Annotated in this window: 5 protein-coding genes and 1 tRNA gene; 5 read left to right on the top strand and 1 reads right to left on the bottom strand. The window is 36.2% G+C overall.

Going from position 1 to position 7280, the window contains the following annotated elements:
• Positions 1 to 200: 200 nt before the first annotated feature.
• A tRNA-Lys gene (locus tag V6R96_RS17495) sits at positions 201 to 273 on the top strand.
• Between the two features lie 184 nt (positions 274 to 457).
• Here V6R96_RS17495 and panC read toward each other — a convergent pair.
• On the bottom strand, positions 458 to 1306 hold the full coding sequence (gene panC / locus V6R96_RS17490) for a pantoate--beta-alanine ligase (RefSeq protein WP_336379731.1): 849 nt from the start codon (positions 1304 to 1306) through the stop codon (positions 458 to 460).
• Between the two features lie 171 nt (positions 1307 to 1477).
• Here panC and V6R96_RS17485 point away from each other — a divergent pair, with 171 nt between their 5' ends.
• The 4 genes from V6R96_RS17485 (at position 1478) to gldK (ending at position 7249) form a co-directional block, all read left to right on the top strand.
• Positions 1478 to 2248, top strand: a complete 771-nt coding sequence (locus V6R96_RS17485) for a glycogen/starch synthase (protein ID WP_336379730.1) — start codon at positions 1478 to 1480, stop codon at positions 2246 to 2248.
• A 12-nt stretch (positions 2249 to 2260) separates the two neighbouring features.
• Positions 2261 to 3847 (top strand): DUF4270 family protein, encoded by a 1587-nt coding sequence (locus V6R96_RS17480; RefSeq protein WP_223558426.1) that lies wholly within the window; start codon positions 2261 to 2263, stop codon positions 3845 to 3847.
• Positions 3848 to 3865: 18 nt separating this feature from the next.
• Positions 3866 to 5719 (top strand): glutamine--fructose-6-phosphate transaminase (isomerizing), encoded by a 1854-nt coding sequence (gene glmS / locus V6R96_RS17475; RefSeq protein WP_111959200.1) that lies wholly within the window; start codon positions 3866 to 3868, stop codon positions 5717 to 5719.
• A gap of 108 nt (positions 5720 to 5827) precedes the next feature.
• The gene (gene gldK, locus V6R96_RS17470) at positions 5828 to 7249 is read left to right on the top strand and encodes a gliding motility lipoprotein GldK (RefSeq protein ID WP_111959202.1); all 1422 of its coding nucleotides are present in this window, start codon (positions 5828 to 5830) and stop codon (positions 7247 to 7249) included.
• The last annotated feature ends 31 nt before the right edge of the window (positions 7250 to 7280 follow it).

Below are 7280 nucleotides of genomic sequence, written 5' to 3'. Positions count from 1 at the left end.
GGGTTCGAATCCCAGCCGGGTCACAAGTTTACTGAAAAGTAAATTTTTTTCATATTAATATTTTGTGATTTGGTGTTTCAAAGGTCTCCGCAAGAGACCTTTGATTTTTTTTATATAATCGTTTGCAGAAATTAAAAAAAATCATATCTTTGCACCTCTTAAAAACGATGGCATTTAATGCAGGTTGTTAGCAAGTGACCGACTCGGTAGCTCAGCTGGTAGAGCAATACACTTTTAATGTATGGGTCCTGGGTTCGAATCCCAGCCGGGTCACAAGTTTACTGAAAAGTAAATTTTTTTCATATTAATATTTTGTGATTTGGTGTTCAAAGGTCTCCGCAAGAGGCCTTTGATTTTTTTATATTCCATGATAAAAAGAAAAACTCTGATAAAGTAATCAGAGTTTGTGTTTTATAAATGAAATATGTTGAGTATTTTGTTGAACAAATGTTTAATATTAATCCATATGCATATTGTCAATTAATCTCACGCCATCTACTACAACTACGATGAATGCTCTGTAATTTCTGTCTTTATAGAAAAAATCAGTTTCTTTCAAGGTGTTTTCATCAGCGATCAAAAAATACTCTAACTTCATGCCCTGCTGATGGTCAAAGATATCTGTTACTCTTTCTTTTATTTCGGGAATAGTAATCACTCTGAACCAGTCATTTACTTTAACTAATGTCTGGTAAATAATTTTTGCCGCTTCTTTGCGGTCTTCGTGAAGTCTTTGATTTCTCGAACTTAATGCTAATCCATTTTCTGCTCTGAAAATAGAAACGCCTGTAATTTTCACGGGAAGATGTTTCTTTTCAACCATTTTTTTGATAATGGCGAGTTGCTGGAAATCTTTTTCCCCGAAATAAGCATTGTCCGGCTGAATCTGTCTGAAAAGCTCTTCCACTACAGTTCCCACTCCATCAAAATGTCCGGGTCTGGACTTTCCCTCCATTTCATTTTCCAGTCCATCAAAATCATAATGCTGGCTTTCTGTTTTCTCGGGGTAAATATCAGCTACTTCAGGAATATAAACTGCATCTACTAATCCCGAATTTTCCAGGATAAGAATATCTCTGTTAATATCTCTTGGATATTTTTCCAGATCTTCCGGATTATTAAATTGGGTAGGATTTACAAAAACTGAAGAAATTACCAAATCATTATCTTTTCTGGCTTCCTCATAGAGTGAAAGATGACCTTTGTGAAGTGCTCCCATCGTAGGAGCAAACCCAATCTTCTTCCCCATTTCTTTCTGTCTTTCAATGAAATCCTGAAGGGTTTTCTTATTCTTTATAACTTCCATAGTTTATTTTAATGCTAATTCAAAAATACTAAAAATATCATATAATTATATGAGTTTTTAATAATTTGAAAATGGGAATTATCGTAAAAAAATGTTAATTAAAATAATGTTGAATGTTTTTTTGTAATTTTGCACATTAAAGCATTTTTACAAAAATATAGATAGAAATTTATGCCGAATCAAAAAATACTGTACATTACTACAGAGATGTATCCATATCAGGAAGACACGAATATGGCTGCATTGGTAAACAAAATGGCACTTAAGATGCACAATGAAGGCAATGATGTAAGAGTTTTTATGCCAAGATTTGGACAAATAAGTGAAAGAAAATTCCAACTTCATGAGGTAATCCGTCTTTCGGGAATGAATATTATCATCAATGACCTGGACCAGCCTTTAATTATTAAAGTAGCGTCTCTTCCGGGGGAAAGACTTCAGGTTTACTTTATTGATAACGAAGAATACTTCAAAAGAAAGCAATACTACGTAGATGACGAAGGAAATCCTTTTGATGATAACGATGAAAGAGCGATTTTCTTCGCAAGAGGTGTTATAGAAACCATCAAAAAACTAAACTGGGTACCGGACGTCATCCATTTGAACGGATGGATGTCTTCTTTTGTTCCAATTTATCTGAAAACTTATTACGAATCTGATACTTACTTCAAAGACGCCAAAATCGTTCTTTCTTTATACAATGAGAAAGACGCTGACCTGGATAAGAATATTGCTGAAAAATTGACATTCGATAATATTTCCGGATTAAAAGCGTTAGATAATCCGACAATCAAAAACTTTGTTATTGAAAGTATGAACTATGTTGACATGGTGGTAAAAGGAGATGAGTTTCTGGATGCAGACCTTGATAAAGGTTTCAACGAAACAACAACTCCAAAATCAGAATATGTAGACGTAGATTCTATAAACCAACTTTATTAAAACACATTTTTAATGATTCATACTGTTAAAAGGACCTTTGCCATACTTCTTATGGCGGTTTTCGGGAGTGCCCTTCTTTATAATTGCGAGCCGGAGGCGGATTCACTGGGTGAGCAGCTTTTTATAGACGGTGCTGCAGAAGGTAATGTAACTTCTTACGACCTTATTGCTTATAATATTAATAATCATGATTCCATCAGAAGTGACGCCAGCAGGCTTGTAAGCTTGATCAATACAACTGGAGTTTCCACTTATACTTCTGTATTAGGAGCATTTTCTGAAGGACAGTTCGGAATGCAGAAAGCATCCTTTCTTACCCAGCTGAGAATGTCTACAGATAATTTTGATTTTGGAACCAGCCCAAAAATAGATTCTGTAGTGTTGGTAATGAGACCTGCTGCTGTGGCTGATTCAGTTAGTGCACCTGGAGCGAAAGATGAAAATTTACTAATTGGAAATGAAACAGTACCTGTTTCAACAGATATAAAAACGTATCCGGTAAGTTACACTAAAAAATATGGTAAGACGAAATTGGGAGCTGGCGGGACAAACACTCTTTTGCATATAAAAGTGGATGAAGTGACTACATTCCTGGATGGAAATTCTGATGCTTTCAAAAGTTCAAACGTAACTGTAGCTACCGGAGAATCATTGGGAACTTCTGTCTTTGACGGAAAAGTAAGAGCTGTAACAATCAATAAAAAATCGGATAATTCTTCTGTGTTTACATCAGATGCAGGATTCAGGATGGCTTTAAATAAAAACTTTTTCCAGACTAAAATTCTTGATAAAAGCAAAAAGCCGGAACTTATGGATGCGGCTAACTTTACCAGATATTTTAAAGGAATCAGACTTTCTGTGGATGAAACAGATGGCTATCTTTTTGAGTTTTCTCCGGATAATATGGAAATAGTGATGTATTATACCAATGAGAAAAATGACAACGGGACGATTACAAGACCACAGTCTACCTTTAAGTTACTTGTAAGCGGAGGACGTTATGGTCAGTATGAGTATAACAGAACCGGTTCTGCATGGGAAACTGCATCTTCTGCTATTAACGAAAATGATGGGGATCCTAAACTTTATTTACAGGGAATGGGAGGTCCTTCAATTGGCGTTAAAATTCCTGAAACAACAATTACAAAACTTAAAGAGCTGTATACGAAAGATAAAGCTGCTATTGTAAGTGCAAAAATCAGAATCTTTACGGATCCGTCATGGAACAATAATTACAGAAAAACAGAAGAAAATTTTACAATAGTGAAAAAGCCGGTTACCGGAGTGCTTACTTCTGGAGGTTTTATCAGTGATATTTCTGCAGGATTTGACTGGTTGAAATCTTCTGATTCAACTAACAAGCCTGCTTATTATGACTTTACTGTGACAAAAACAGTGAAAGATATTGTAGAGGGTACACAAGAAAATCAAGCTTTACTTATTAATATGGGGAAATTTGTACCGACTGAGGCCAATGTATTTGCCGGGTATAAATTTACAACCAGATCATTTGCAACAGAAAGAGGAGTTTATGTAGGATCAGATAAAACGAATCCTAACAGAATTCAATTAAAAATCACTTACGGTACTAAAAAATAAATAAACACTAGACAAAATATGTGCGGAATTGTAGGATATACAGGGTTTCAAGACGCGTATGACATTGTAATCAACGGTCTTAGAAGATTAGAATATAGAGGATATGACAGTGCAGGGATTGTCTTGGAAGGCTCAAACAATAAGTTTGAAGTAGAAAAGACAAAAGGTAAAGTAGATGACTTAGTCAATATTTCGTCACAGTTAAAAGGGACCGCTAAAATAGGGATGGGACATACCAGATGGGCTACCCATGGAGTTCCAAGTGATAGAAACTCACACCCTCACTTATCAAACAACGGAAAAATCGCTCTTGTACATAACGGTATTATAGAAAACTATGATACTATTAAAACAATGCTTAGCGAAAAAGGATTTACTTTCAAATCCGAAACAGATACAGAAGTATTGGTGAATCTTATCCAATATTTCATGGATTTGAAGCCTGAAACAGATTTCCCGACAGCTGTAAGATATGCTTTGAATGAAGTATATGGGGCGTATGCTATTACTGTGCTTCATGAAGATTATCCGGGAGTACTGGTAGTTGCAAGACTTGGTTCTCCACTGGCAATCGGACTGGGAGATAAAGAATACTTTATTGCTTCTGATGCATCACCTTTCGTAGAATTTACCAAAGAAGCGATCTATCTTGAAGAAGGACATATGGCTACAATTTCATTGGAAAATGGAGTAGACATCAGAACGATTAATGATAACTCAAGAATTGAACCTGAAGTTCAGGAGCTTAAATTAAGCTTAGAACAGATTGAGAAAGGCGGATACGAGCATTTTATGCTTAAAGAGATTTTTGAACAGCCTAAATCTATTCATGATACAATGAGGGGGAGACTTCTTGTGGATGAAGGGATTATAAAAATGGCCGGTATCTGGGATCATTTGGAAAGATTTAAAAATGCGAACAGAATTATTATTATTGCCTGTGGTACTTCTTGGCATGCAGGTCTTATCGGGGAATATCTTATTGAAGAATATGCAAGGATTCCGGTAGAGGTAGAATATGCATCAGAATTCAGATACAGAAACCCGATTATTACGGATAAAGATGTGGTTATTGCAATCTCTCAATCAGGAGAAACAGCAGATACAATGGCTGCATTGAAGCTGGCAAAAGAAAAAGGAGCATTTATATACGGTATTTGTAATGTAGTGGATTCTTCAATTGCAAGAATTACAGACGCAGGTTCATATACTCATGCAGGGCCGGAAATTGGTGTTGCTTCTACAAAAGCATTTACTGCACAGCTTACCATTCTTAGCTTAATTGCATTAAAATTAGGAAAACATAACGGTAATTTAGGAAACGCTGAATTCATGAGCTTAATCGCTGAATTGGATGCTATCCCTAAAAAAATAGAAGAAGTTTTAAGTACAACCCACGAGTTGACTCAAAATATTGCAAAAGACTTTATAAACACAACAAATTTCCTTTATCTGGGAAGAGGATATAATTATCCTGCGGCATTGGAAGGCGCTTTAAAACTGAAAGAAATCTCCTATATCCATGCAGAAGGATATCCGGCAGCAGAAATGAAGCACGGACCTATCGCCCTTATCGATGAGAACATGCCAATCGTTATTATTGCCCCTAAAAAAGGACATTACGATAAGATTGTAAGCAACGTTCAGGAAATTAAGGCCAGAAAAGGAAAAGTGATTGCTGTAGTTAACAAAGGAGATAAGCAGGTAAGTGAAATGGCAGATTATGTTATTGAAATCCCTGAGACTTCAGAATGTTTCTCGCCAATCGTAGCATCTGTGCCTTTGCAGCTATTGGCTTACTACATTGCTGTATACCGAGGAGCCAATGTAGATCAGCCGAGAAACCTGGCAAAATCTGTAACCGTGGAATAAAAAACAGTTGTAAATAAAATAAATTTAGATTTCTTCCGTTATTTCAAAAAAAATCTTAAAAGTTTCTTAAAAAAATTATATATTTACGGCTTAATTATAAAAATTAACATGAAAAGGATATTTCTTTTATTATTGTCTGCGTCGGTAGCATCAGTATCTTGTTCAGGTGGTGGCAGTTCTTCTGTAGGGAAGCCTGGAACAAAAGGAGAATTGATACCAAGAGAAAAAACGAAATCATTTGTTGCGGAAAGACCATTTGGAATGGTTGGTATTCCTGCAGGTTCATTTGTTGCTGGTCTTGCAGATCAGGACCCAACAAATACTCCTGAAAAAGCTTCGTTGAAAACTGTTACTGTTTCCTCTTTCTTCATGGATGAAGCGGAAACTACCAATGCAGAGTACAGAGTATTTATCAATTATGTAAGAGATTCCATTGCGAGAACTCTACTAGCTGAAGCTGCTGGGGAAGGCGGTGAAGAAGGCGGACGTAGAGGAGCAAGCATCGGTGACTATGCATACCTTGCTAAAAAAGAAGAAAATTTAACACCTTATCAAGAATATTTAGAAGGCCAGGGAGGAAGAGAAGATGGAGGCTATGATGCAACTAAAAGACTAGACTGGAAAATCCCTTTACATTGGAGTACCGGAAAGTATCCTGATGTAGAATATGCAGAAGTTCTGGAATCTATGTATCTGCCTGCTTCTTCTAGAATCGGAAACGAAAGAATTTTAGACGTTAGTAAACTAAAATACAATTATCAGTGGGAAGATATGGATGCCGCACTTGCTGAGAACGAAAGAGGAGCTAACTTCCTTAAAAGTTCAAGCATTGCGATCTATCCGGATACTACAGTTTGGGTAAAAGATTTCCACTTTGCTTACAACGAACCATTGTTCGAGCAATATTTCTGGCACAAAGCCTATAAAGATTATCCTGTAGTTGGGGTAACCTGGGATCAGGCAAGAGCTTACTGTAACTTCAGATCTAAACTGAAAACAGATTATAACGAAAGCTTAAAAAGAAAAAAACAAAGACCAATGAAGTTCCGTCTTCCTACAGAAATCGAGTGGGAATATGCTGCCAGAGGCGGAATGCAAAATGCTACTTACCCTTGGGGAGGTCCATATTTAATGGATGACAGAGGTTGCTATCTTGCCAACTTCAAACCTAAGAGAGGTAACTATATGGAAGACGATAAAAAAGGTACTTATACATATACAGCTCCAGTAAAGAAATTTAAGAAAAATGGATTTGGGTTATTTGATATGGCTGGAAACGTTTCTGAATGGACAGAATCTGCGTATAACAACTCTTCTTATGGATTCTCTTCTACATTAAATCCTTCTACGAAGAATAAAATAGATACGAAGAAGTCTGTAAGAGGTGGATCTTGGAAAGATATAGGATATGCCCTTATGACAGGTGCTAGAGATTGGGAAAGAAAAGATTCTGCAAGAAGCTATATCGGATTCAGAACTGTACAGGATATTCCTGAAGCAGCTGTTAAACCAAGAAGAGTTAACAGATAATTAACCAGACAATTTTTCAATAACAATTTTA

Origin of the sequence: Chryseobacterium sp. CCNWLW53, from assembly GCF_037083525.1 — a bacterium.
In the GTDB taxonomy this organism is placed as follows: domain Bacteria; phylum Bacteroidota; class Bacteroidia; order Flavobacteriales; family Weeksellaceae; genus Chryseobacterium; species Chryseobacterium lathyri.
Note: the sequence above shows the minus strand (reverse complement) of the source record. Positions and strands in the feature narration are given on the sequence as shown.

Coding starts and splice junctions, on each gene's coding strand:
- V6R96_RS17485 (WP_336379730.1), top strand. CDS start 1,478: ATGCCGAATCAAAAAATACTGTACATTACTACAGAGATGTATCCATAT.
- gldK (WP_111959202.1), top strand. CDS start 5,828: ATGAAAAGGATATTTCTTTTATTATTGTCTGCGTCGGTAGCATCAGTA.
- panC (WP_336379731.1), bottom strand. CDS start 1,306: ATGGAAGTTATAAAGAATAAGAAAACCCTTCAGGATTTCATTGAAAGA.
- V6R96_RS17480 (WP_223558426.1), top strand. CDS start 2,261: ATGATTCATACTGTTAAAAGGACCTTTGCCATACTTCTTATGGCGGTT.
- glmS (WP_111959200.1), top strand. CDS start 3,866: ATGTGCGGAATTGTAGGATATACAGGGTTTCAAGACGCGTATGACATT.